This window comes from Phenylobacterium sp. T106, from assembly GCF_057219735.1.
In genome coordinates, this window is record NZ_JBXVWA010000014.1 from 25576 (window position 1) to 47973 (window position 22398).

Sequence of the window (22398 nt, forward strand, 5' to 3'; positions counted from 1 at the left end):
GTCCAATTCGCGATCACGGGAATTCTATTGTGCGGTGCGAAACCGTTTGGTTTCGTGCGGGTTATCCCGGTCGTGTATCGGAGGACGGGTATGCGTAAAGGTATGTCGCTCGCCTATTCCCTGAGCCAGGACGACAACGCTTGGCGTTGGAGCGTCTACGATGAGGACGGCGTGACCGTCGCGGATGGCCGCCTGCCCACGCAGGACGCCGCCATGGCCGCGGTGGAGACGATGCTGCGCCGCACGGGAGAGGACGCTGGCGTCGCCGCCTGACGTCCGGGTTGCGGCCCGAGGTCCGCGCCCCCAGCTTGGCCTGATGCTTCAGACGATCTGGCGGTTCATCCGCCGCTTCGAGGCGCGTGTCCTGATCGGCCTGATGCTGGCGGCCGGCGCGCTGTGGACGTTCCTCGAGGTCGCCGACGAGATGGCGGACGGCGAGACCCGCGCCATCGACCAGCGTCTGATCCTCGCGCTGCGCACCCCCGGCGACCTGAACGATCCCATCGGCTCCCACGGCGTCGAGGAGGCGATCCGCGACCTCACGGCCCTGGGCGGCACGACGATGGTCACGCTGGTCACGATCGTGGCGACGCTGTCGTTCGCCTTCCACCGCAAGCCCCGGCACGCGCTCGTCATGGCCGTGACGGTCATCCTGGCGACGCTTTCGAGCAGCGCGAGCAAGGCGTTCTTCGCGCGCCCCCGCCCCGACCTCGTGCCGCACGAGGTCTACGTCTATTCGGGAAGCTTCCCAAGCGGCCATTCCACCATGGCCGCGGCCTGCTACCTCACGGTGGCGATGCTGATCGCCAGCCTCGAGCCGCGGCGGCGCAGCAAGGCGCTGGCCTACAGCCTCGCCGCCTTCGTGCTGGTGGCGGTCGGCTTCAGCCGCGTGTACCTGGGCGTGCACTGGCCCACCGACGTGCTGGCGGGATGGTGCCTGGGCGCCGCCTGGGCCCTGGCGGCCTGGATGGCGCTGCGGAGCATGGGCGGGACCGTGCGCGGCGCGGCCTGAGCCCACGCCGTACGGCTCAGGATTCGAAGCCTGCGAGGTCCGGTCGCCGGCCGTCCCAGCCCGAGACCCGCTCGAAGGCGGCGCCCAGCGCCACCACCATCTCCTCGTCGGCCGGCGCGCCCAGGATCTGCAGCCCCGCCGGCAGGCCGCCGGACGTCAGACCGCAAGGGACGCTGAGGCCGGGCAGGTCCAGGTAGTTGGCGGCCCTGGTCAGCCGGCTCAGCGGCGAGGTCGTCTCGTCGATCGTGTCGAGCGGCGGCGCGGGGATCGGGCAGGTGGGCGAGAGCAGGCCGTCGTAGCCCGCGAGCCAGGCGTGGAAGCTGCGCTGCCCCTCGGCGCGCTCGCGGACGGCCTCGGCGAGCCGCGCGTCCGACACGTCCCGGCCGGCTTCGAAGCGCCGCACGATCCAGGGGTCCATCACCGCCGCGTGCGCCCGGACGCGGTCCTTCCAGATTCGCCAGCCTTCCCCGGCCATCAGCAGGCCATTCGGGGTGAACGAGTCCTCCAGGGCCCGGGGCGGGACCACCATCTCGACGACCAGCCCCGCATCGCGCAGCCGCCCGACCGCTTCGAGGTAGAGCCGCTCGACGTCCGGATCCAGCTCGCCGAGGGCGGCGGCCGGGATGGCGGCCAGGCGGCGGCCGCGCACGTCGGCCGAAAGGGCCGCCTCGGCGTCGAACGGCCCGCGCACGGCGCTGTCGTCGTCGGGACCCGAGATCACAGCCAGCGCACGGGCGGCGGTCGCCACGTCGCGCGCCAGGACGCCCACCGTGTCGAGCGACGGGGCCAGGGGATGCACCCCCTGCAGGCTGACCAGCCCGCGCCCCGGCTTCAGCCCCACCACGCCGCAGACGGCGGCCGGGATGCGCACCGACCCGCCCGTGTCGCTGCCCAGCGCCGCGTCGCAGAGGCCGGCCGCGACGGCCACGGCCGAGCCCGACGACGAGCCGCCCGGCGCGCGATGCACCGTCGCGTCCCAGGGGTTCCAGGGCGCGCCGACGGCCCGGTTCGTCCCCCAGCCCCCGTACGCCAGCTCGACGGTGTGGGTCTTGCCGACCACCGACCAGCCCGCCTGCAGCAGCCTTTCCACGACACGCGCGTGCCGGGCGGGGTCGCCGTCCAGCGCGACCTGGGCGCCGCCGCCTGTGGGGACGCCCTGGATGTCGATCAGGTCCTTGATCGCGACCGTCGGGCCGTCCTCGTCCTCGCCGTACAGAGGCGGGTCGAACACCTGCACGAACGCCCTCAGGCGCGGGTCGTAGCGGCGGATGCGGGCGAGGGCGTCCGAGGGGGTCATCGGCTCTCTCTAAGCCATGCCTCCCCTGAAAGGCAGGGATGAGTTACGCAGGGCCGCATGAACCTCTACGACCTGCTGGCCGGGCGCTTTCCGGCCGATCGTACGAAGCCCTGCTTCCTGCTGAGCGACGGCTCGGAGATCAGCTACGGGGCGCTCGAGGACGGCGCCGCGCACGTGGCGGGACGGCTCGTCGCGCAGGGCGTCCAACCCGGAGACCGGGTCGCCCTGCAGGCCGAGAAGTCGCCGCAGAGCATCATGGTCTATCTCGGCGTGCTGAAGGCCGGGGCCGTCTACCTGCCGCTCAACAGCGCCTACACCCGCGCCGAGGTGGACTACTTCCTGGGCGACGCCGAGCCGAAGACGTTCATCACCGATCCCCCGGCCTGGGTGACGGAGGCCATGAGCGGCCCCCGGCTGGACGCCACGGTCGCCCGGGCCGAGGGGGACCTCGCCTCCCTGATCTACACCTCGGGCACGACCGGGCGCTCCAAGGGCGCGATGCTGAGCCACGGGAACCTCGCCGCGAATGCGCTGGCGCTGCACGCGGCCTGGGGCTTCACGCCCGGCGACGTGCTCCTGCACGCCCTGCCGATCTTCCACGTCCACGGGCTGTTCGTGGCGCTGCACTGCGCGCTGCTCTCGGGCTGCCCCATGGTGTGGCTGCCGAAGTTCTCGGACGCCGAGGTGCTGGCGGGCCTGGAGCGCTCGACGGTGATGATGGGGGTCCCGACGTTCTACACGCGGCTCCTGGCGAACCCGGCGTTCACGAAGGCCCGGGCCGACAACGTCAGGGTCTTCATCTCGGGTTCCGCGCCGCTCCTGCCGTCGACCTTCGCCGAGTTCGAAGAGCGGACCGGCCAGCGCATCCTGGAACGCTACGGCATGAGCGAGGCGGTGATCATCACCACCAACCCGCTGGACGGCGAGCGGATCGCCGGCTCCGTCGGCTATCCGCTGCCGGGCGTGGACCTGCGCATCGGCGACCGGACCGAGGAAACCGGCGTGATCCAGATCCGCGGGCCGAGCGTGTTCCCCGGCTACTGGCGGATGCCCGAGAAGACCGCCGAGGAGTTCACGTCCGACGGCTTCTTCCTCACCGGCGACGTGGGCCGGCGCGACCCGGACGGGCGGGTCTGGATCTCGGGCCGCGCCAAGGACCTGATCATCTCGGGCGGCTACAACGTCTATCCGAAGGAGGTCGAGCTGGTGCTCGACGAGCTGCCGGGCGTCACCGAGAGCGCGGTGGTCGGCGTCCCGCATCCGGACTTCGGCGAAGGCGTGGTCGCTGTGGTGATGGGGCAAGGCGACGAGGCCGAGATGATCGCCGCGGCGCGATCGCAACTGGCGGCCTACAAGGCGCCGAAGCGGATCGTCTTCGTCGACGAACTGCCCCGCAACGCCATGGGGAAGGTGCAGAAGAACCTGCTGCGCGAACGCTACGCCGAGCTGTTCCGGGGGTAGCCGTCAGGCGCCCGGTGGGCCGCTGGCCAGCCGCATCATCAGCTTCACCAGCTCGGCCTGGCGCGTGACCCCGGTCTTGTCGAAGACCCGGGCGAGCTGGAAGCGGGTGGTGTTCACGCTGACGCCGAACCGCTCCGCCGCCTCGGCCAGCGTGAGGCCGTCGAACACCGCGGCGGCGAGCCTGGCCTCGGCGGGCGTGAGGCCGAACAGCAGCCGCAGCTCGTCCTCCGGCGCGCGGACCTCGTCCTCCAGGTCGGTGACCGAGACCAGCACGGGCGCCGCCGCCCGGAAGACCGGGCCGTCGTCCAGCGGCATCGGCGTGGTGCGCAGGGCCAGGGGCATGCCGCCCGCGGGGCTGGGGACGTTCATGGCCCCCGCGGCCCGCGGTCCCGCCCGAAAGGCCGCGTCGGCCAGCAGCTGCTCCAGGCGACGCGCGCTCTCGGCGTGGGAGGTCGTCAGCCGACCGTTCAGTACCGTCAGGCCGCGTCCGCGGGCGAGCAGCCGCTCGCCGGCGGCGTTGGCGTAGCCCAGGGCTCCGTCGGGCGAGACCAGGAACATCGCGTGCGACGACACCTGCAGCGCGTCGACCAGGGTGCGGGTCATGCCGGCCGAGCCCGCCAGCCGCTGCCCGATCTCGAACGCGCGCACCATGTGCGGCCGAAGCCGCGCGGCCAGCTCCAGGTCGGCGTTGTCGAACGTCTGGCCGGTCCGGCGGCCGATGTTGATGGTGCTGGCCACCGTGCCGATGGCGCCCAGCCGGATGAACAGGGCGCGGTCCACGTCCTGTGGACGCATGAAGTCGTTGTAGTACTCGGACCGCAGGTAGTCCTCGCGCGCGAGGCAATCCAGCTCGGTGGAGACGGTGGGCGCGGCCTCGCCGCCCTTGCCCATGAAGACGTTGATCGCGCCGAAGTGGCGCGCATAGGCGTCCACCCAGGCGGGGTCCGAGCGGAAGAGGATCGCGTCCACCCCCTGGCCGGTCCGCGTGTCGATGCGGGTCAGGCAGCCGCGCAGGCCGCCCACCGCGTCCGACAGCCGCTCCATGACGCCGACCCAGCGGGCGGGGTCCAGCGCCGCGGCGTAGATGTCGTCGATCAGGCGGGCTTCGTCGAACACGGAGGCCTCATCATCCGAATGAACTATGTTCGGCCAGCATCCGGCAAGCCGGCATCATCCATTTGGATAGCGCGCCCCGGCTCAGGCCCCGGACGGCCGGCGCCGGATGACGGCGCGGGCAATGTGCGATAGCGCTTCACCCCAACAGGATTGGGAGCGAAGCGCCGATGGATCTGCAACTGAAGGGTAAGAACGTGGTGGTGACCGGCGCGACGCGCGGGATCGGCCGCGCCATCGCCGACCTTTTCGCCGACGAGGGCGCGAACGTCGCCATCTGCGCCCGCAACGCCGAGCAGGTCGCCGACACGGTCAAGGCGCTGGAGGCCAAGGGCGTCAAGGCGTTCGGCCAGGCGGTCGACATCGCAGACGGCCCGGCGCTGAAGGGCTTCGTCAAGGCGGCCGGCGAGGCGCTGGGCGGCGTCGACGTGCTGGTCTCGAACGCCAGCGCCCTGGTGCAGGGCAACGACGAGGGGTCCTGGAAGGCGATGTTCGACGTCGACATCCTGGGCGCCGTGCGCACCTTCGAGGCGGCGCTGCCCTTCCTGGAGAAGGCCGGCGCCGAGCGGGGCGATGCGGCCTTCCTCATCACCTCGTCGATCTCGGCGGCCGAGGCCGACAACCCCAGCAGCTACGGCGCCATGAAGGCCGCCCAGATCCACTTCGCCAAGGGCGTCGCGCGGCAGTACGCCCCCAAGCACGTGCGCTGCAACGTGGTGTCGCCCGGCACCGTGTTCTTCGAAGGCGGCGTCTGGGGCAACGTGAAGGCGGGGATGCCGCAGTTCTTCGACCAGATGATCGCGCGCAACCCGACCGGCCGCATGGCCACGCCCGAGGAGATCGCGGCCGCGACCGTCTTCCTGGCGAGCCCGCGCTCGGCGTTCACGACCGGCATCAACATGGTGGTGGACGGCGCCATCTCGCGGCGGGCCAACTTCTGATGGGCGCGGCCGGGGCGGGCGCGCTGGCCGGCCTCAAGGTCCTGGACTGCACCCACGTGATCGCGGGCGCCTACTGCTCGCTGGTGCTGGCCGACCTGGGCGCGGACGTGATCAAGATCGAGCCGCCGGCGGGCGAGTCCACCCGCGGGATGCTGGGCCGCACCGACGGCTTCCGCGCCTTCGACTATGTGAACCGCAACAAGCGGGCGATCGCCCTCGACCTGTCGACCGAGGCCGGGGCGGACGTGGTCCGGCGGCTGGCCAAGACGGCCGACGTGTTCGTGGAGAACTATCGGCCGGGCGCGATGGACCGCATGGGCCTGGGCTACGAGCGGCTCAGCGGGATCAACCCGCGTCTCGTCTACTGCTCGGTCTCCGGGTTCGGACTGGACGGTCCCTATCGCGAGAGGGGCGGGTTCGACCTCGTGACCCAGGCGATGAGCGGGATCATGAGCTTCGTGGGCGAGGCGGGCAGCGACGTTCCGTGCTCGACGGCGGTGCCGATCTCGGACCTCAACGCGGGCGTGTTCGCGGCCGTGGGCGTCCTGGCCGCGCTGCAGAACCGGCACGCCACCGGCCGCGGCCAGCATGTGGAGACCTCGCTGCTGGAATCGGCCCTGGCCTACACGATCTGGGAAACGGGCATGTACCTCTCGACCGGAGAGGTGGCGAAGCGCAACGGGGCCCGGCATCGGCTGGCGGCGCCCTACGAGCCCCTGAAGGCCGCGGACGGTCACCTCGTGGTGGGGGTGAACAGCCAGCGCCTGTGGACGCGCTTCTGCCGGGCGATCGGGGCGCCCGATCTCGCCACGGAAGCCGGGTTCGACAGCCCGGGCGCCCGGATGCGGAACCGGGACGCCCTGCAGGCGCGGATCGAGGGCGTGCTGGCGACGGCGGGTCGGGATCACTGGCTCGCGCGGCTCGAGGCCGAGGGCGTGCCCGCGGGCCCGCTCAACGACATCGCCCAGGCCTGGGACGATCCGCAGGTCCGCGCGCGCGGCCTGATGGGCGAGGTGGACGGGCGGCGGTTCGTGAAGACCCCCATAAAGCTGCACGACACCCCGGTGGCGCTGTCGCGCGGGCCCGGCGACGTGGGACAGGACACCCGCGCCGTGCTGGCCGAGGCGGGCTACACGGCGGACGAGATCGAGGCGCTGCTCGCCAGCGGGGCGGCGGCGGTGGAACGCAGGGAGGCGACGGCGTGAGCGGGGTTGTGCACATCGAGCGGATTTCCGACGCGATCACGCGGCTCGAACTCGACAACCCGCCCATGAACCCCCTGGGCCCCGAGATGCGCGCCACCTTCATGGCTGCGCTGGACGAGGTGGAGCGGAACGACGCCCTGCGCTGCCTGATCGTCACCGGACGGGGCCGCGCCTTCTGCTCGGGCGATGACCTCAAGCAGGCGGCGGGCAAGGGCGAGGACCTGGCCGGCTTCGGCCGCCTGCTCGACCGTGTCGAAGGCAGCCGCGTTCCCGTGATCGCCGCGGTGAACGGCTGGTGCGTGGGCGGCGGGTTCGAACTCGCCCTGTGTTGCGACATCCGGCTGGCCTCGACCGAGGCCCGCTTCGTGTGCGCCGGCGTCAACGTGGGCCTGATGGCCTCGACCTACCGGCTGCCGCGCCTGATCGGGGAGTCGCGGGCGAAGTCGATGCTGCTGACGGGCCTGCCGCACGACGCCGAGACGGCCGAGCGCTACGGCCTGGTGACCGGCCTGCACGCGCCGGAGGGACTGCAGGACGCCGCGGTGGCGCTGGCCGAGCGGATCGCCACGCGGGCGCCGCTGTCGGTGGAGGCCACCAAGCGCACGGCGCACCGGGCGCTCGACCTGTCGCCCGAGGAGTCCGGGCGCATCTGGGGCGACGAGCTGCGGATCCTGCGCAGGTCGAACGACCACAAGGCGGCGCTGGAAGCCTTCCGCGAGAGACGCGACCCGGTCTTCACGCGCAGCTAGCCTAGGTCGAGTCCTCATAGCTGGGAGCAGGTGGAAGCGCCCTGAGGCGGACTCCCTGAACGTCCGCAAGGGGTGGATTGCGGGCGTAGCACTCCATCCCCCCGTCATCCCGGGCGGAGCGCTCGAAAGAGCGCGGAAACCCGGGACCCAGCCCCTCCGCCCGGCAAGCTGCGCCGGGAAAGGCGAGACGGGCCTACTGTGGGCAGACGTCCTCCTGGAGCCGCGTCGAGAGCTGTGCGGCTGGGTCCCGGGTCTTCGCGCTCTTTCGAGCGCTGCGCCCGGGATGACGGAACTTGGGGCGCAAGGGGCGAAGTCCGCTAAGGGTCGAACGCGGCCTCTGGGCGCTCCGCCGGGAGCAGACCGTCAGCAACGGTGGGTTGCGGCGCCTTACCTCCCCCGCGAAGCGGCGGGAGGGGGACCGCCCGCCGAAGCCGGCGCGAGCCGGCTGGAGAGCGGGGGGTGGAGGGGGCGAGCCTCGACCACTGAGCGAGATACAGCCTGAACGGTCGGCCCTGCCAGCGGCTCGCCCCCTCCACCACTCGCTCTTCGGCTGCGCCTCGGCGAGCGGTCCCCCTCCCGCCGTCGCTGCCGCGACGGGGGAGGCAAGGCGGTCATCGCTCACGCGGCGACAAGCGGGCCTCAGCGCAGTCGGCGCCTCGTCTAGTCGGGTTCGCCGGCCCGGCGGCCGGCGGGCCGGGTGTCGCCCTGCTGCACCTGCCGCAGGCGGGCCACGTAGACGGGGGCGGCCGCCATGAGCACGCCCAGCCCGTCGGCGGCGACCTTCGCCGGCGAGATCAGCTGGCCCGCGAAGCAGGGAGCCAGCTCGGCGAACAGGATCACCCATGCGGCGACGAGCGGGATGTCGCCGCGGCGGACGTAGGGCATCATCGCATAGGCCAGCGTCGTAGCGCCGTAGAAGATCATCAGGCGCGCGAGGAACGGCTCGGCCGCCGGGCTGAGCGACAGGACCAGCACGGCCAGACACAGGCCGGCCCCGACCGGCGTGTAGAGCGCGCGGGGAAGGCCGCGGGCCCGGAAGTCGATCTGATGCCCCAACATCATGCGGGCGATGCTACCCGGCCCCGCTGACTTCAGGCTTAATTTTCGCGGTTAAGCGGAGGTTTGCGGCGACGGCCGCGTCGCGGCTTCGGCGGCGCCTCGCGCCGCTTGCGCGACGCGCCCGAACGCGGTTTGAGGGGCCGATGGAAAGGCTCTTCTTCGACCTGCGCGCGACGCACAATCCCCACCGGTGGTTCATGCCCATCGAGCCGCCGATCTGCGTGGGGCCGCCCGGAAACCTGTTCATGTTCGGCGGCGTCGGGATGGCGTCCGCCGTAGCGGCGCTCGAACGCACCACCGGTCGGCCCCTGATCTGCGCCACCGCCCAGTACCTGGGCTACGCCCGGCCGCCCAGCGTGGTGGACATCGACGTCTGGACCCCGGTCGAGGGCAAGTACATCACCCAGGCCAACGCCAAGGTGCACATCGACGACAAGGAGATCATCTCGGTCAGCGCCGCGCTCGGCGCGCGGCCCAGCGAGCTGGCCGGACAGTGGGCGCCGATGCCCGACGCCCCGCCGCCCGAGGACTGCGAGCCGTCCGAGCACTGGCGCGGCGCCGAGACGGGCCTCCACACCCGCATGGAGGTGCGGATGGTCAAGGGCCGCCGGGGCCCCGACCGGATCGGCAATCCCGAGGTCGACGGCCTCACCCAGCTCTGGGCGCGGCCGCGCGAGGGCTTCCCGATCGACGCGTCCATGCTCGCGGTCCTCGCCGACTTCGTGCCGCAGGGGGTGGGCAACGCGCTGGGCCGCAACGCGGGTGGCAACAGTCTGGACAACACCCTGCGCATCCGTCGCGTCGTGCCCACCGACTGGGTCCTCTGCGACATCCGCGTGTCGGGGGTGGCCGACGGCTTCGCCCACGGCGAGATGGCGCTGTTCGCGCAGGACGGCGAGCTGATGGCGACCGCCAGCCAGTCGCTCATCGTCCGTGTCCGGGAGACCGCCGAGGACCGCTGAGGGGCATGGCCTCTACGGCCCGCGCTCAGGTCCTCCCCCGCAGGGGGAGGGGGACCGCCGAAGGCGGTGGAGGGGGGCGACCCACGGCGCCAGCGACCCCTTCACCCTGCAAACGCGCCCGCCGACGGTGGCGAGGAGTTCAGGCCCGCAGGGCTATCGACGACAGCCGGCGGCCCGGACGCCGCAGGCGCCCGATTGAACCGCGGAGGACGCAGAGACGAACGCAGAGAGCGCAGAGGCCTCCGCGCCCTCTGCGCTGCGGTTAGACAGGGCGCGGCCACCGCCCCTCACGCCCGCCGGACCTTCATGTGCGATAGGCTACCCCCGCCCGGCGGTCATCACGCAGGCGACGGCGGCGATCCGCTCGACCTCGGCGTAGGCCGGCCGCTCCAGTTCTTCCCCGAAGACGTCGGGATCGAGCTCGCGGTAGTCCATGTCGGCGCCCTGCGTCGCGGCGATGTCCGCCAGGCCCTCGTGCAGCGCGTCGCGGCCGCCGTTCCCGATCGCGCTGCCGGTGTAGAGGATGAGGCGGCCGCCGGGCGCCAGCTTCTCGAGGGCGGCCCGGGTCCAGGCCAGGGAGAGCTCTCCGCCCGTCCGGCGCCCGCCGGACGCATAGGTCTGGTCGGCGTCGGCGATGTACGGCGGGTTGGCGATCACGACCCCCAGCCCGTCGGGCGCGCCGTCGAGGCCGTCGGCCTCCAGGGCCTCCAGTTGCACGTGCGCGTGGGCGGCGTTGAGGCGCGCGAGCCGCAGGGCCCTGGGGTTCACGTCGGTCAGGAGGAGGCGGGAGGCCGCCAGCCCGCCGGCGGTGATCGCGCCCACGCCCGCACCCCCGCCGATGTCCGCGATCGGCCCCACGGGGATCGTCGGCAGTTCGCGCGCGACGAGGTCGGCGAAGCGGTAGCTGTCCGGGCCGAGAAAGACGGCGTCCTGGTCGTCGGTGGGATAGGCCGAGTGCAGGAACAGCCGGCCGCGCACCCGCGAGACCCGCACCCGGCTTCGATAGAGCGGGCCGCGGGCTTCCAGCATTTCCGCAGCCTCCAGCATCCGGAAGACGTCGCGCGGAAGGACGTCGGGCGCGAAGTCCCGGCTCCACCCCAGCGCGTCCCGGACGTCGCGGGCGGGCGCATGACCGTCGCGCGCCAGGATGCGGGCGTGGGTGAGGGGCGTGGGCGTGACGAAGGCGTAGCCGTCCGCCTCGAGCCAGGCCAGCAGTTCGAGGAGGGCGGCGTCGGGGGAGGGATCGGTCACCGGGTGAAAAGGCGCGGGAGCCCGGGAGGTTCACGGCGGTCTCCGATCGTCGCCGCCCAGGCAGCGAATGTCGCAGAGCGGGTCCGAAACGCTCGCCTTGTGCCCGTGGGGATGTAAGAAGCGCCAAAATCGTGCGCGGGCCGCCGCCGCCCGGCATCATGGAGTTGTTCGCAAGCATGTACCTTCGCCTGCTCGCCGCGTGCTCGGCCGCCGCCCTCGTTTCCGCCTGCGCCACGACCCAGGGGGCTGCGCCGCCTCCGCCGCCCGCCGCCGAGGCGGCCCCGCCGCCGCCCGCGGCGCCCGAACGGCCTCGCGCCCAGGTGGGCGGCTTCGGGTTCGACGTCTCGGGCATGGACACCGGCGTCACGGCCGGCGACGACTTCTTCCGGTACGCCGTGGGCAAGTGGGTGGACCGCACCGAAATCCCCGCGGACCGCTCCAACCTCACCAGCTTCGCCCTGATCGCCGAGAAGGCGGCCGAACGGACGCGCGCGATCATCGAGGATTCCGCCAAGGCCCAGGCGCCGGCCGGCTCCGAGGCGCGGAAGATCGGCGACTACTTCACGAGCTTCATGGACGAGGCCCGGATCGAGGCCCTGGGCGCGGCGCCCCTCAAGCCGGACCTCGACCGGATCGCCGCGATCCGCACCCGCCGGGATCTTTCGGCCGTCATCGGCGCCACGATCCGGGCGGATACGGACGCGCTCAACGCGACCAACTACTACACCGAGCGCCCGTTCGGCCTCTGGGTGGCCGAGGACCTCGACGATACCACCAAGTACCGCGCCTACCTGATGCAGGGCGGCCTCGGCATGCCCGACCGCGAGTACTTCCTGGGCGACAGCCCCCGGTTCAAGGAACTGCGCGCCAAGTACGAGACCCACGTCGCCAACCTGCTGCGGCTGGCCGGCTTCTCCGAGCCGGAGGCGCGGGCCAGGCGCGTCGTGGCGCTCGAGACGGCGATCGCCCGCGTGCACGTCTCGGTCGACCAGAGTTCGGACGTCGCGCGCTCGAACACCGTCTGGACGCGCGCCGAACTGCCGGCCAAGGCGCCGGGCATGGACTGGGCGGCGTTCCTCGAGGCCGCGGGGCTCGACAAGGAGACCCGGTTCGGCGCCTGGCAGGCCTCGGCGATCGCGGGCCAGGCGAGGCTGGTGGGCAGCCAGCCGCTGCAGGCCTGGAAGGACTACCTGGCGTTCCACGCCGTCTCGCGCGGCGCGCCGTTCCTGTCGAAGCCCTTCGCCGACGAGCACTTCGCGTTCAACAGCCGTGAGCTGAACGGACAGCCGCAGCAGCGGGAGCGCTGGAAGCGCGGCGTGGACCACGCCTCCGCCGCCATGGGCGAGGCGATCGGCAAGCTCTACGTCGAGCGCCACTTCTCTCCGCAGGCCAAGGCCCAGGCCCAGGAGATGGCCGCGAACGTGCTGAAGGCGTTCGACCGGCGCATCGACCGCATCGACTGGATGACCGAGCCCACCAAGGCCCGCGCGAAGAAGAAGCTGGCCAATTTCCGGGTCTACGTCGGCTATCCGGACCGGTGGCGCGACTATTCCGGCCTCGAGGTCGTGGCGGGCGACGCCTACGGCAACGCCCAGCGCGCCTCGCTCTTCGAGTACCGGCGCAACCTGGCCAAGCTGGGCCGGCCGGTGGACCGCACCGAGTGGTTCATGTCGCCGCAGACGGTCAACGCCCTGTTCGCCCCCAGCCAGAACTCCATCATCTTCCCCGCCGCCATCCTGGAGCCGACGTTCTTCGACCCGAACGCGGACGCGGCGGTGAACTACGGCGCCATCGGCGGCGTGATGGGCCACGAGGTCAGCCACGGCTTCGACGACCTGGGCGCCCAGTTCGACGAGAACGGCAACCTCCGCAATTGGTGGGCGCCCGAGGACCTCGCCCGCTTCAAGGCCGAGACGAAGAAGCTCGCCGACCAGTACAGCGCCTACGAACCCCTGCCTGGCCTGCGCTTCAACGGGGCGCAGGTGCTGGGCGAGAACATCGCCGACGTAGCCGGGCTGGCCACCGCCTACGACGCCTATCACCTCTCGCTGCAGGGCCGCCCCGCGCCGGAGATCGAGGGGCTGTCCGCCGACCAGCGGTTCTTCCTGGGCTGGGCGCAGAACTACCGCTCGAAGTTCCGCGAGGCGGCGCTGCGGCGGCAGGTGGTGACGGGCGTCCACGCGCCGGGGCCGTGGCGGGCGATCACGGTGCGCAACCTCGACGCCTGGTATCCGGCCTTCGGCGTCAAGGAAGGCCAGACGCTGTACCTGGCGCCGTCCGACCGCGTGAAGCTCTGGTAGCAGACTTGCCCCGGATCGTCCCGATCGCCGACCCCGACGACCCGCGCCTGGAGCCGTATCGCGCGGTCCGGGAACGCGACCTGGTCGGCCGGCAAGGCCTGTTCGTCGCCGAGGGGCGGGTCGTGCTGGAGAAGGCGCTGGCCGCCCACCCGGACCGGCTGGACTCGGTGCTGGTCGCCGAGCCCCGGCTGCCCGGGCTTTCGGACGTGCTCGCGCGGGTCCCCGAGGCCACGCCCGTGTACGTGGCGGCGCAGGCCGCCATGGACCAGGTGGTGGGCTTTCCGATCCATCGCGGGGTCCTGGCCGTCGGGCGGCGGCCGCAGCACGACGCCGCGGCGCTCCTGCGCGAGGCGCCCGCGCGGGCCCTTGCCGTCGGCCTCGTCGGCGTCGCCAACCACGACAACATGGGCGGCGTCTTCCGCAACGCCGCGGCCTTCGGCGCGGCCGCGGTGCTCCTCGACTCCACCTGTTGCGATCCGCTCTACCGCAAGGCCATCCGCGTGAGCGTCGGCGCCGCGCTCACCACCCCCTTCGCGGCCGTGGGCGGCGCGGACGGGATGCTCGACCGCTTCGAGGCCGCCGGCTTCGAGGTCCTGGCGCTGTCGCCGGCGGGCCGCGAGGAGCTCGGGACGCTGACGCCGGCGCCGCGGACGGCGCTCTTGCTGGGGGCCGAGGGCGCCGGCCTGCCGCCTGCGGTGCTCGCCCGCGCCCGCACCGTCCGCATCGCCATGGCGGGCGGCTTCGACTCGCTGAACGTCGCGACGACCAGCGGCATCGCCCTGCATCACGTCAGCGCGGAACTTCGCCGACTTTAGCCTCGGCTTAACGCGTTCTGCGAGACAGTGTCCCCCGGGACGGCGTGCAGGCGTGTCTCGGGGGGAAGATGACGCGCGAGAGCCTGCGAGAGCCGTTCGCTATGCCACCGGGCCTCGAGGGCTCGGGCGCCGTCTTCGATCGCGCCACCCGTCTCGCGCGCACCCTGTTCGACGCCGGCGAAGCCCAGATCACGCTCAAGATCGGCGACGGCTACTGGCGCAGCCGGACGCGCGAGACCGTGCGCGCCGCCCGCGGCGTCGAGGAGGTCATGCGCCTCGGCGAGCTGGTGTGGATCGAGGACTGCACCCTGGACCCCCGCGTGCGGGACGAGCCCGTGGTGACGGGACCGCCGCACGTGCGCTTCTTCGCCGGCGCGCCGATCCGGCTGGAGGACGGATCCTCTCCCGGAACGCTCCATGTGGTGGGCCTGGAGCCCCGCGCCTTCGACGCCTCGCTCGCGCGGCGCCTGCAGGACCTCGCCGACTTCGTGGCGGACGAATGGACGCGCGTCGGCGCCCGGCGAGCCCAGGCCGACGCCGAACGCACCATGCTGGCCATCGTCAACGCGATGCCGATCTCGATGGTGCTCACCGACCGGGACACGCGGCTGCTCTACGCCAGCCCGCCCTGGATCAAGGCGCGTGGCCTCGAGGGGCAGCCGGTGGTCGGGCGGACGCTCTACGAACTGCGGCCCGACATGTTCGAGGCCTGGCGCGGAGGGCTCGAGCATTGCATGCGCGGCAACCCCCACGCCGTCGACCAGATGCAGATCCCCAGGCCCGACGGCGGCTCGGAGTGGGTGAGGGTGCAGATCGCGCCCTGGTACGATCACCACGGCGCCGTCGGCGGCCTCATCATCACGTCCTACGAGATCACCCACATCGTCGAGGCGCTCGAGCGGACCGCGCGCTCGGAGGAACGCCTGCGCGTCGCCGTCGAGCTGGCCGAACTGCACGTCTACGAGATGGACTATGTGCGGGGCGCGCTCTTCAAGGTCGGGGCCGAGGACAGCTTCTTCGAGACGCCGAGCACGTACGAGAGCCTGCTGGAGGACATCTGGTGCGGCATCGATCGCCGCGACCTCCCCGGGGTGCAGGCGGCGTGGGCCCGGCACGAGCAGGACGGCGTGCCGTTCCAGCCCGAGCACCGCGTCACCCGTTCCGACGGCAAGGAGGTCTGGGCGGCCGGCACGGCGCGGGTGATCCACGACGACAGGGGCAATCCCATCCGGCTCGTGGGCGCCCTGCGCAACATCACCGCGCGCAAGGAAGCCGAGCAGGCGCTGGTCCAGGCCAAGGAGGACGCCGAGGCGGCCAACCGCGCCAAGAGCGCCTTCCTGGCGACCATGAGCCATGAGATCCGCACCCCGCTGAACGGCGTGCTGGGCATGGCCCAGGCGCTGGCGTCGGACGTCGACCTCTCGAAGGGCCAGCGCGAGAAGATCGAGGTGATCCGCCAGTCCGGCGAGAGCCTGCTCGCGATCCTCAACGACGTGCTCGACCTGTCCAAGATCGAGGCCGGAAAGCTGGGCCTCACGGCGGCGCCCTTCGACATCCGGGTCGTGGCCAAGACCGTGCACGCCACCTTCCAGGCCATCGCCGAGGCCAAGGGGCTCACCTTCGAGCTCTCGGTGGATCGCGCGGCCCAGGGCGTCTACGAGGGCGACGAGGTGCGGGTGCGCCAGATCCTCTGGAACCTGGTCTCCAACGCCCTGAAGTTCACCGAGCGCGGCGGCGTCAAGGTGCGGATCGGGCGCGAGGCGGGCCGCCTGTGCCTCACCGTCTTCGATTCAGGGATCGGCATGCGGGCCGATCAGCTTCGCAGCCTCTTCCGGAAGTTCGAGCAGGCCGACGCCTCGACGACCCGCAGGTTCGGCGGCACCGGGCTCGGTCTGGCGATCTGCCGCGAGCTGGCCGAGATGATGGGTGGCGCCATCACCGCCACCAGCGCCCCCGGGATGGGGTCGACCTTCACCGCGAGCCTCCCGCTCAGGAAGGTGGCGCGAGCCGGGGCGGCGCGCCCGCGGCGCACGCCTGCGCGTCCCCGGCCCGCCCCGCAGGTGCGCGTGCTGGCGGCCGAGGACAACGCCATGAACCAGCTGGTCCTCAGGACGCTGCTGGCCCAGATCGGCGTCGAGCCCGTCATGGTGGCCGACGGCCGCGCCGCCGTGGAGGCGTGGGAGCGCGAGCCGTGGGACGTCATCCTCATGGACGTCCAGATGCCCCACATGGACGGGCCCACGGCGACCGGCGTGATCCGCGCGCGCGAACGGGCCGAGGGCCGCCCGCGCACCCCGATCGTCGCGCTCACCGCCAACGCCATGAGCCACCAGATCGCCGAGTACCTGGCCGGCGGCATGGACGCCTTCGTGGCCAAGCCGATCGAGGCCGGACGGCTCTACGAGGCCCTGCAGCAGGCGATCGACGACCCGGCGGGCCTCGAGCGCGGCGCCGCGGCCTGACGCCCCCGTCAGAGGGCTCGCGTCGAGCCTGACCGCCGGCCGCCGCCTCAGGCCGCCTTTGCGGCGGCGCCGGCGGCCGTGTGGGTGTCGATCCACGCCTGGAACGCCTGACCGAACCCGGCCAGGAAGCCGCGCGTGCTCTCGTTGACCAGCTCGCCCGCCTCGTCGAACAGGCTGAGCGCGTTGGAGATGTAGGCCTCCGGCTGGGACAGCGTCGGCACGTTCAGGAACACGAGCGAGCTGCGAAGCTGGTGGTTCGCGAGGATGGCGCCGGTCGTGCCGATGGTGGTGCTGACGATCGCGCCGGGCTTGCCGTTCCACACCGAGTGGCCGTACGGGCGGGAGCCCACGTCGACGGCGTTCTTGAGCACGGCCGGCAGCCCGCGATTGTACTCGGGCGTCACGAAGAGCACGGCGTCCGCCGCGGCGATCTGCTCGCGGAAGCGCACCCACGCCGCCGGCGGATCGGCCTCCAGGTCCTGGTCGAAGAAGGGCAGGTCGCCGATCTCGATGAAGTCGAACCTGAGGCCGGGCGTCAGCGCCTCGAGGGCCTTGGCCACCTTGCGGTTCACGGAGTCCCGGCGGAGCGAGCCGACCAGGACGGCGACGGTCTTGGAGTGCGACATGGAAAGGTTCCTTGCAGGCGCCCGATAGCGTCCAGCGCCGGATGTGGTTGCCTTCTGCCGCGTTGATAATCACCCTGTCGGGGACAAGAGTGTCGCCGATCAGGAACTAATCACATGGATCGTCTGGACGAGATCCGGGCCTTCGCGGCCGTGGCGGACGCGCGCAGCTTCACCCAGGGCGCCCGCAAGGTGGGGGTGTCGGGCGCGCAGGCCTCCAAGCTGGTGGCGCGCCTGGAGAACCGGCTGGGGCAGCGCCTGCTCAACCGGACCACCCGGGACGTCTCGCTCACCGACACCGGCCAGGCCTACCTGGACCGGGCGCGCGACCTGATCGAGCGCTTTGAGGCCCTGGAGACGTCGGTCCGCGACCAGAGCGGTCCGTCGGGCACGCTGAAGGTCTCGGCGCCCGTGTCGTTCGGCGCAAACCAGCTCACGCCGGCGCTGCTGGACTTCGCCCGCGACTGTGGCGCGGTGTCGCTGGAGGTGGCGTTCTCGGACCGGATCGTGAACCTGGTGGAAGAGGGCTTCGACGTCGCGGTGAGGATCGGCCACCTGGCGGATTCCTCGCTGGTGGCCCGGCGGCTGGCGGCGGTACGCCTCGTGACCTGCGCCTCTCCCGATTACCTCGCGCGCGCCGGGACGCCGCACGCCCTCGAGGATCTCGCACGGCATGAGGCGATCCTCGACGCGAACGGCCGGGACCCGACCGTCTGGCGGTTCGGGCCTCACGGTGACCTGCGCGACGTGCGGGTGCATGGGCGGCTGCGGTTCAACGGCGCCGAGCCCTGCGTCGCGGCCGCCGTGGCGGGCTTCGGGGTGGTGCGCACGCCGGCCTTCGCCGCCGCCGAGCATCTGCGCGCGGGGCGGCTGGTCCCGGTCCTCTGCAACCACGAGCCCGAGATGATCCACGTGCATGCCGTCTACCCGCACGCGCGGCATCTGGCGGCCAAGGTGCGCGCGTTCGTGGACTTCCTGGCGGCGCGCTACGCCGGCGAGCCCGAGTGGCACCAGGGCTGGGGCAGCCGCCACCCCGTCACGGCCGCATAGCCCGGTCCGGCGGGCGTCATCCCATCTGTGCGACGGCCTTCCCTGCGGGCGCCGCGAGCGCTCGATTGAACCGCGGAGGACGCAGAGAACAACGCAGAGCGCTCAGAGATCGCCGCGCCCTCTGCGCCTCCTCCGCGTCCTCTGCGGTTAAGAGAGCGGCGCCACCGCGCTCACGCCCGCCGAGGCTTCATATTAGCCCTGCGGGCCGGCCACGGATCAGGCGAACGCGAGCCAGCGGCCGGCCGCCGCGGTCATCACCCAGACCAGCACGGACGCGAACGCCATGCCCTTCACGAAGAAGCCCGCGCCCCTCTCCTCGCGGCCCGAGGCCACGGCCTGGACGACGCCGAAGGCCAGGATCACCAGCGCGAAGGCCCAGGCGAAGCCCTTGTTCACCGGATCCAGGCGGTCGAACGCGTCGCTCGGGATGATCACGTGGGTCATGATCTGCTGCGCCACGATCATCAGCCCGATCACGCCGAGGTAGACGATGCGCGTGAGGCCGCGGCTGGCGAAGAGCACCATCAGGCCGCCGGCCACGATCACGTGCCACAGGCCCGGGTTGGCCAGCTTCGCCTGCAGGAACACCCACACCGCCACCAGGAAGATCGCCAGCCCGATGACCGCCATCGCCCGCGGAAGGGCGCCCACGACGCCGTCATTCCGGGTCGCCGGGAGCGTGAAGCCGAAGGTCATGAGGATGCCGGCCGTCAGGCCGATCATCTTCGCGGTGAAGGCTTCCGAGGTGTAGAGCCGCTCGGCGTTCGATGCGCCCATCAGCAGCCCGCTGATGAGGATCACGATCAGGCCGGCCCAGGTCCACACCGCGAGATTGCGGTGCAGTTCGCGGGGCGGTTCGTCGGTAAGCCCGACGCCGATCAGCCGAAGATTGAGGAGGAGTGACGTCCCGCCGAGCACGGCGAGCGACAGCAGGTGGCCCACCTCGATCTGGGCGAAGGCCCACACCGAGTCCTTGATGGGCTTGCCGGGGAAGACGTCGTCCAGGTTTGCGACCCAGCCCGCGAGCTGCGGGAACAGGTCCTGCGGCGCGAAGACACTCATTGCAGAAGGTCTCCGCGCAGGTTGACGGCGCCGCTCTCGGAGGTTCGGCACTCCTGCGCCACGTTGATCCAGTCGGGCAGGGGCTTGCCGCAGTTGATCCAGTCGTAGGCGATGTAGCGCCCGAAGAAGATCACCAGGATCCAGCTCGCCAGTGAGATGGCGGCCGAGGCGCGCACCCGCGCCGGAGGCCGCTCCAGCGTGTCCCAGGCCGCCACGTCCCGCTGAACGCGGAAGTGGAACCAGAGGATGTTGATGAAGGCGATCGCGAGGAAGACCAGCTTAATGCGGAACCAGAGATTGTGATAATAAACCAATGGCTTGGCGTAGAAGAGCGCCAGCCCGGTGATCAGCATCAGCGAGATGCCGAAGATCGTCAGGGGCAGGATCCGGTCGCTGATCACCGACACGGGCGTCTTGCGGAAGACGAGGCCGAGGAGCCTCAGGTCCACCACGAAGATGGTGCCCGCGAACAGGATGAGCGTGAGGACGTGGGTCCCCTCGAGCAGGCCCCAGAAGTTCAGGGAGCTGGCGAGCGCGTCGCTCCAGGACACGGCTGTGTCGCCGGGACCCTTGCCCAGCTCAGTGGCCATCCAGACCAGGAAGTCCCGGATCACGTGCGCCCCCCTGGAGCCCGCCCCCGGCTCGAATCAAGCCGATTGGGAGGAACGGGCCCGTCGTCTTTTCTTCTGGAGCGCGCCGATCGCCTTCGGCGGTTCACCCTCGACGGGACGTGCTCCAGTCCATACCGGCTCTTCTATACGCTGCCGCCTGTCGCGCCCATGTCTGGGGTGCGTCCGGGCTGAAACAAAGCCTTGGGGGGAGGCTAGGGCGCGAAGCGGCGCCGGGCAAGCCGCGTCAGGCGTCGCCCGGGGCTTCGGGGCGGGAGGCTTCGCGGCGGGGGGTGTCCTGAAGCGCCTCGAGCAGCAGCGTGAGCGAGGTCCTCACGGCGCCGAGCCTCACGGTCATGCGGTTGGGCGGCGCGAACCGCTCGATGCGGTGGCGCGTGGGGCCGGCGCGTCGGGCGCAGGCGAAGTGGACCAGGCCGCCCGTCTCCCCGGGCGCATCCTCGGCGAAGCCGGTCACCGACACCGCGATGTCGGCGCGGGAGTGGGCCAGAGCGCCCTCCGCCATGGCCCGCGCCGCGGCTTCGGACACCGCGCCGTGGTCCTCCAAGAGCTCCAGGGGAACGCCGATCATCTCGTGCTTGGCGTCGTTCGTGTAGGTCACGAAGCCACGCTCGAACGCGTGGCTCTGGCCGGGGATATCGGTGAGGAGCGAGGCGAGAAGGCCGCCCGTGCAGCTCTCGGCGCACGCCAGCAGGACATCGCGCGCGCACGCCTCGCGCAGGACGTCCTGCGCGAGGCGGTCGATGTCGTCGGGCAGCGGTGGGGCGAGGGCCTCGGCCATCCGGCTCAGGCGGCGCTGGCGAGCTCGGCCTTCCGCGATTCCATCTGGTCGGCGATGCCCTTCAGGTCCATCTCCGACTTGCGGCAGGCGGGGAAGTACTCGGTCTCTTCCTCCTCGACGTGGTGCTCGATCTGCTCCTGCAGGACCTTCACCTTGGCGTCATAGTACTCGTCCTCGGGGGACATGCCCTCGAGTTCCTCCATCAGCGTCTTCGCGCCCTGGTGCTCGACCTCGGCCTCGTTGACCATGTCGGACTCCACGAAGTCGCGCGACGCCGGATAGAAGATCTCCTCCTCGATCGCCATGTGGACGCGCAGCTCGTGGGTGATCTGCGCGACGAGCCGCTGCTTCTTCTCGGCGTTGTCGCCGGCCTTCTCGTACTGCTTGAAGAGGTCCTCCACCTTGCGGTGATCGGCCATCAGGTCGCTGACGGCGTCGTCGGGGCGCGACGAGGCGCTGCCGTCCTTGTTCAGGCCGGAAGACTGTTGGGTGGGCATGGGGCTCTCCATCACTCTGCGCTTCGGGCTTGTGAACACCCGGCCGGTGCGCCGGTTCCGGCCCTTGATTTTCCGGCGCGCAGCGGGTGGGTAGGGGCATGAGCCAAGGGCCCAGGGTCACGGTCGCCGGCGGGGGCGTGTTCGGCTGGGCGAGCGCCCTGGCCCTGGCCGACGCCGGCTGCCGCGTGACCCTGTTCGACCCCGGCGGGCCGAACGCCTCCAGCGTCGCGGCCGGCATGATCGCGCCGGTGTTCGAGGCCGCGCTCGACCCCGTGGCGCGCACGCAGTTCGACCTGCTGATGGCGGCGCGGGACCTGTGGCCCGAACTGGCGGCCCGGTCCGGCGTCGCGCTCGACTGGTCCGGCGCCCTGGCGGTGGGCGACGACGGCTGGCTCGAGGCGCTGGCCGGCGCCCTTGCGGCCCTGGATGCGCGGCCGACCGAGATCGGCGGCGTGACGGCGCGGGCCATGGCGCCCGGCTTGTCCGAGGCTTTCGGGCGGGCCCTGCTGACTCGCGAGGACTGGCGCCTGGACGCCCCGGCGGCGCTGGCGGCTCTGGCGCGCGCGGGCCTCGCCGCGGGCGTGGCGCACGTCCCGGAGATGTCGAGGGGGCGGGGCGGCGAGGACGTGCTGGTGGCGGCCACCGGCGCCTTGCCTGGCCTCGTGCACGCCGCGCCGGAACTTCGCCACCTGTCGCCCATCAAGGGCCACATCGTGCGGGTGGCGGCGGCCGCGGCAGGCCCCGTCGTGCGCAGCAAGGGCATCTACGCCGCCCCCGGGGCCGGCATGGCCTTCGGCGCCACCATGGAGCCGGGGGTCGCGGACACGGAGGTCGACGCGGCGCGGGCCGCCGGCCTGCTGTCGGCGGGGCTCTCGCTCTTCCCCGGCCTGCGCGACGCGCCGGCGCAGGCCGCCGCGGGCGTCCGGGCGGCGACGCCTGACGGCCTGCCGCTGGTGGGCTGGAGCGAGGCCGAGCCGGGCGTGATCCTGGCGGCGGGCGCGCGGCGCAACGGCTGGCTGCTCGCGCCGCTGGTGGCCCGGGTGGTGACGGCTTGCGTGACGGAGCGCGACCGTGGGCGCTATGCCGAGCGGATGGACCCCGCGCGGTTCCGTCAGTCTCTCTGGGGGTGAGG

21 protein-coding genes are annotated in these 22398 nt (G+C 72.0%); 12 read left to right on the plus strand and 9 right to left on the minus strand.

Annotated features, from left to right (window positions below):
- Positions 1 to 90: 90 nt before the first annotated feature.
- Together AC2D8W_RS21250 and AC2D8W_RS21255 are read left to right on the plus strand one after the other, a co-directional pair.
- Complete coding sequence (locus tag AC2D8W_RS21250; protein WP_293480012.1) at positions 91 to 273, plus strand: hypothetical protein; 183 nt, start codon at positions 91 to 93, stop codon at positions 271 to 273.
- Positions 274 to 316: 43 nt separating this feature from the next.
- Positions 317 to 1012: a phosphatase PAP2 family protein gene (locus AC2D8W_RS21255; protein WP_484673212.1), complete on the plus strand. Its 696-nt coding sequence runs from the start codon at positions 317 to 319 to the stop codon at positions 1010 to 1012.
- A 16-nt stretch (positions 1013 to 1028) separates the two neighbouring features.
- On the opposite strand, the gene AC2D8W_RS21260 is transcribed toward AC2D8W_RS21255, so the two are convergent.
- A complete protein-coding gene (locus AC2D8W_RS21260) occupies positions 1029 to 2309 on the minus strand; it encodes an amidase (protein ID WP_484673213.1) in 1281 nt (426 codons plus the stop codon).
- 57 nt (positions 2310 to 2366) lie between these two features.
- On the opposite strand from AC2D8W_RS21260, the gene AC2D8W_RS21265 reads away from it, so the two are divergent.
- On the plus strand, positions 2367 to 3770 hold the full coding sequence (locus AC2D8W_RS21265; RefSeq protein WP_484673214.1) for an AMP-binding protein: 1404 nt from the start codon (positions 2367 to 2369) through the stop codon (positions 3768 to 3770).
- Between the two features lie 3 nt (positions 3771 to 3773).
- Here the strand turns inward: AC2D8W_RS21265 and AC2D8W_RS21270 are convergent, their stop codons facing one another.
- A complete protein-coding gene (locus AC2D8W_RS21270; protein ID WP_484673215.1) occupies positions 3774 to 4886 on the minus strand; it encodes a helix-turn-helix transcriptional regulator in 1113 nt (370 codons plus the stop codon).
- Positions 4887 to 5053: 167 nt separating this feature from the next.
- On the opposite strand from AC2D8W_RS21270, the gene AC2D8W_RS21275 reads away from it, so the two are divergent.
- The 3 genes from AC2D8W_RS21275 to AC2D8W_RS21285 are packed head-to-tail and all read left to right on the plus strand — an operon-like array spanning position 5054 to position 7778.
- Complete coding sequence (locus AC2D8W_RS21275; RefSeq protein ID WP_484673216.1) at positions 5054 to 5824, plus strand: SDR family NAD(P)-dependent oxidoreductase; 771 nt, start codon at positions 5054 to 5056, stop codon at positions 5822 to 5824.
- Positions 5824 to 7029 (plus strand): CaiB/BaiF CoA transferase family protein, encoded by a 1206-nt coding sequence (locus AC2D8W_RS21280; RefSeq protein WP_484673217.1) that lies wholly within the window; start codon positions 5824 to 5826, stop codon positions 7027 to 7029. The genes AC2D8W_RS21275 and AC2D8W_RS21280 overlap by 1 nt, the downstream gene beginning before the upstream one ends.
- Positions 7026 to 7778, plus strand: a complete 753-nt coding sequence (locus tag AC2D8W_RS21285) for an enoyl-CoA hydratase/isomerase family protein (RefSeq protein WP_293480001.1) — start codon at positions 7026 to 7028, stop codon at positions 7776 to 7778. The genes AC2D8W_RS21280 and AC2D8W_RS21285 overlap by 4 nt, the downstream gene beginning before the upstream one ends.
- Positions 7779 to 8438: 660 nt before the next feature.
- Here AC2D8W_RS21285 and AC2D8W_RS21290 read toward each other — a convergent pair.
- Complete coding sequence (locus AC2D8W_RS21290; RefSeq protein WP_484673218.1) at positions 8439 to 8840, minus strand: hypothetical protein; 402 nt, start codon at positions 8838 to 8840, stop codon at positions 8439 to 8441.
- A 140-nt stretch (positions 8841 to 8980) separates the two neighbouring features.
- On the opposite strand from AC2D8W_RS21290, the gene AC2D8W_RS21295 reads away from it, so the two are divergent.
- Positions 8981 to 9799, plus strand: coding sequence for an acyl-CoA thioesterase (locus AC2D8W_RS21295; protein WP_484673219.1), 819 nt, complete (start codon positions 8981 to 8983; stop codon positions 9797 to 9799).
- Between the two features lie 318 nt (positions 9800 to 10117).
- Here AC2D8W_RS21295 and AC2D8W_RS21300 read toward each other — a convergent pair whose 3' ends face one another.
- On the minus strand, positions 10118 to 11050 hold the full coding sequence (locus AC2D8W_RS21300) for a methyltransferase (RefSeq protein ID WP_484673220.1): 933 nt from the start codon (positions 11048 to 11050) through the stop codon (positions 10118 to 10120).
- Between the two features lie 176 nt (positions 11051 to 11226).
- Between AC2D8W_RS21300 and AC2D8W_RS21305 the strand changes: the two genes are divergently transcribed.
- The 3 genes from AC2D8W_RS21305 (at position 11227) to AC2D8W_RS21315 (ending at position 16627) form a co-directional block, all read left to right on the plus strand.
- Entirely contained in the window at positions 11227 to 13350 is a 2124-nt protein-coding gene (locus AC2D8W_RS21305; protein ID WP_484673221.1) for a M13 family metallopeptidase, read from the plus strand.
- 5 nt (positions 13351 to 13355) lie between these two features.
- On the plus strand, positions 13356 to 14165 hold the full coding sequence (locus AC2D8W_RS21310) for a TrmH family RNA methyltransferase (RefSeq protein WP_484673222.1): 810 nt from the start codon (positions 13356 to 13358) through the stop codon (positions 14163 to 14165).
- A 68-nt stretch (positions 14166 to 14233) separates the two neighbouring features.
- Positions 14234 to 16627, plus strand: a complete 2394-nt coding sequence (locus AC2D8W_RS21315) for an ATP-binding protein (RefSeq protein ID WP_484673223.1) — start codon at positions 14234 to 14236, stop codon at positions 16625 to 16627.
- Between the two features lie 47 nt (positions 16628 to 16674).
- Here AC2D8W_RS21315 and AC2D8W_RS21320 read toward each other — a convergent pair whose 3' ends face one another.
- Complete coding sequence (locus AC2D8W_RS21320) at positions 16675 to 17253, minus strand: NADPH-dependent FMN reductase (protein WP_293479986.1); 579 nt, start codon at positions 17251 to 17253, stop codon at positions 16675 to 16677.
- Between the two features lie 114 nt (positions 17254 to 17367).
- On the opposite strand from AC2D8W_RS21320, the gene AC2D8W_RS21325 reads away from it, so the two are divergent.
- Entirely contained in the window at positions 17368 to 18300 is a 933-nt protein-coding gene (locus tag AC2D8W_RS21325; RefSeq protein WP_484673224.1) for a LysR family transcriptional regulator, read from the plus strand.
- A gap of 216 nt (positions 18301 to 18516) precedes the next feature.
- Here the strand turns inward: AC2D8W_RS21325 and AC2D8W_RS21330 are convergent, their stop codons facing one another.
- From AC2D8W_RS21330 to AC2D8W_RS21345, 4 genes are all read right to left on the minus strand, one after another.
- Positions 18517 to 19362, minus strand: a complete 846-nt coding sequence (locus AC2D8W_RS21330) for a DUF6644 family protein (protein WP_484673225.1) — start codon at positions 19360 to 19362, stop codon at positions 18517 to 18519.
- The gene (locus AC2D8W_RS21335; RefSeq protein ID WP_484673226.1) at positions 19359 to 19976 is read right to left on the minus strand and encodes a DUF6644 family protein; all 618 of its coding nucleotides are present in this window, start codon (positions 19974 to 19976) and stop codon (positions 19359 to 19361) included. Before AC2D8W_RS21335 ends, AC2D8W_RS21330 begins: the two co-directional genes overlap by 4 nt.
- A gap of 241 nt (positions 19977 to 20217) precedes the next feature.
- A complete protein-coding gene (locus tag AC2D8W_RS21340; RefSeq protein WP_484673227.1) occupies positions 20218 to 20769 on the minus strand; it encodes a CinA family protein in 552 nt (183 codons plus the stop codon).
- Positions 20770 to 20774: 5 nt separating this feature from the next.
- On the minus strand, positions 20775 to 21266 hold the full coding sequence (locus AC2D8W_RS21345) for a hemerythrin domain-containing protein (protein WP_293479976.1): 492 nt from the start codon (positions 21264 to 21266) through the stop codon (positions 20775 to 20777).
- Positions 21267 to 21364: 98 nt separating this feature from the next.
- Between AC2D8W_RS21345 and AC2D8W_RS21350 the strand changes: the two genes are divergently transcribed.
- Complete coding sequence (locus AC2D8W_RS21350; RefSeq protein WP_484673228.1) at positions 21365 to 22396, plus strand: NAD(P)/FAD-dependent oxidoreductase; 1032 nt, start codon at positions 21365 to 21367, stop codon at positions 22394 to 22396.
- Positions 22397 to 22398 lie beyond the last annotated feature (2 nt).

Coding starts and splice junctions, on each gene's coding strand:
- AC2D8W_RS21250 (WP_293480012.1), top strand. CDS start 91: ATGCGTAAAGGTATGTCGCTCGCCTATTCCCTGAGCCAGGACGACAAC.
- AC2D8W_RS21255 (WP_484673212.1), top strand. CDS start 317: ATGCTTCAGACGATCTGGCGGTTCATCCGCCGCTTCGAGGCGCGTGTC.
- AC2D8W_RS21260 (WP_484673213.1), bottom strand. CDS start 2,309: ATGACCCCCTCGGACGCCCTCGCCCGCATCCGCCGCTACGACCCGCGC.
- AC2D8W_RS21265 (WP_484673214.1), top strand. CDS start 2,367: ATGAACCTCTACGACCTGCTGGCCGGGCGCTTTCCGGCCGATCGTACG.
- AC2D8W_RS21275 (WP_484673216.1), top strand. CDS start 5,054: ATGGATCTGCAACTGAAGGGTAAGAACGTGGTGGTGACCGGCGCGACG.
- AC2D8W_RS21280 (WP_484673217.1), top strand. CDS start 5,824: ATGGGCGCGGCCGGGGCGGGCGCGCTGGCCGGCCTCAAGGTCCTGGAC.
- AC2D8W_RS21290 (WP_484673218.1), bottom strand. CDS start 8,840: ATGATGTTGGGGCATCAGATCGACTTCCGGGCCCGCGGCCTTCCCCGC.
- AC2D8W_RS21295 (WP_484673219.1), top strand. CDS start 8,981: ATGGAAAGGCTCTTCTTCGACCTGCGCGCGACGCACAATCCCCACCGG.
- AC2D8W_RS21305 (WP_484673221.1), top strand. CDS start 11,227: ATGTACCTTCGCCTGCTCGCCGCGTGCTCGGCCGCCGCCCTCGTTTCC.
- AC2D8W_RS21315 (WP_484673223.1), top strand. CDS start 14,234: ATGACGCGCGAGAGCCTGCGAGAGCCGTTCGCTATGCCACCGGGCCTC.
- AC2D8W_RS21320 (WP_293479986.1), bottom strand. CDS start 17,253: ATGTCGCACTCCAAGACCGTCGCCGTCCTGGTCGGCTCGCTCCGCCGG.
- AC2D8W_RS21325 (WP_484673224.1), top strand. CDS start 17,368: ATGGATCGTCTGGACGAGATCCGGGCCTTCGCGGCCGTGGCGGACGCG.
- AC2D8W_RS21330 (WP_484673225.1), bottom strand. CDS start 19,362: ATGAGTGTCTTCGCGCCGCAGGACCTGTTCCCGCAGCTCGCGGGCTGG.
- AC2D8W_RS21340 (WP_484673227.1), bottom strand. CDS start 20,769: ATGGCCGAGGCCCTCGCCCCACCGCTGCCCGACGACATCGACCGCCTC.
- AC2D8W_RS21345 (WP_293479976.1), bottom strand. CDS start 21,266: ATGCCCACCCAACAGTCTTCCGGCCTGAACAAGGACGGCAGCGCCTCG.
- AC2D8W_RS21350 (WP_484673228.1), top strand. CDS start 21,365: ATGAGCCAAGGGCCCAGGGTCACGGTCGCCGGCGGGGGCGTGTTCGGC.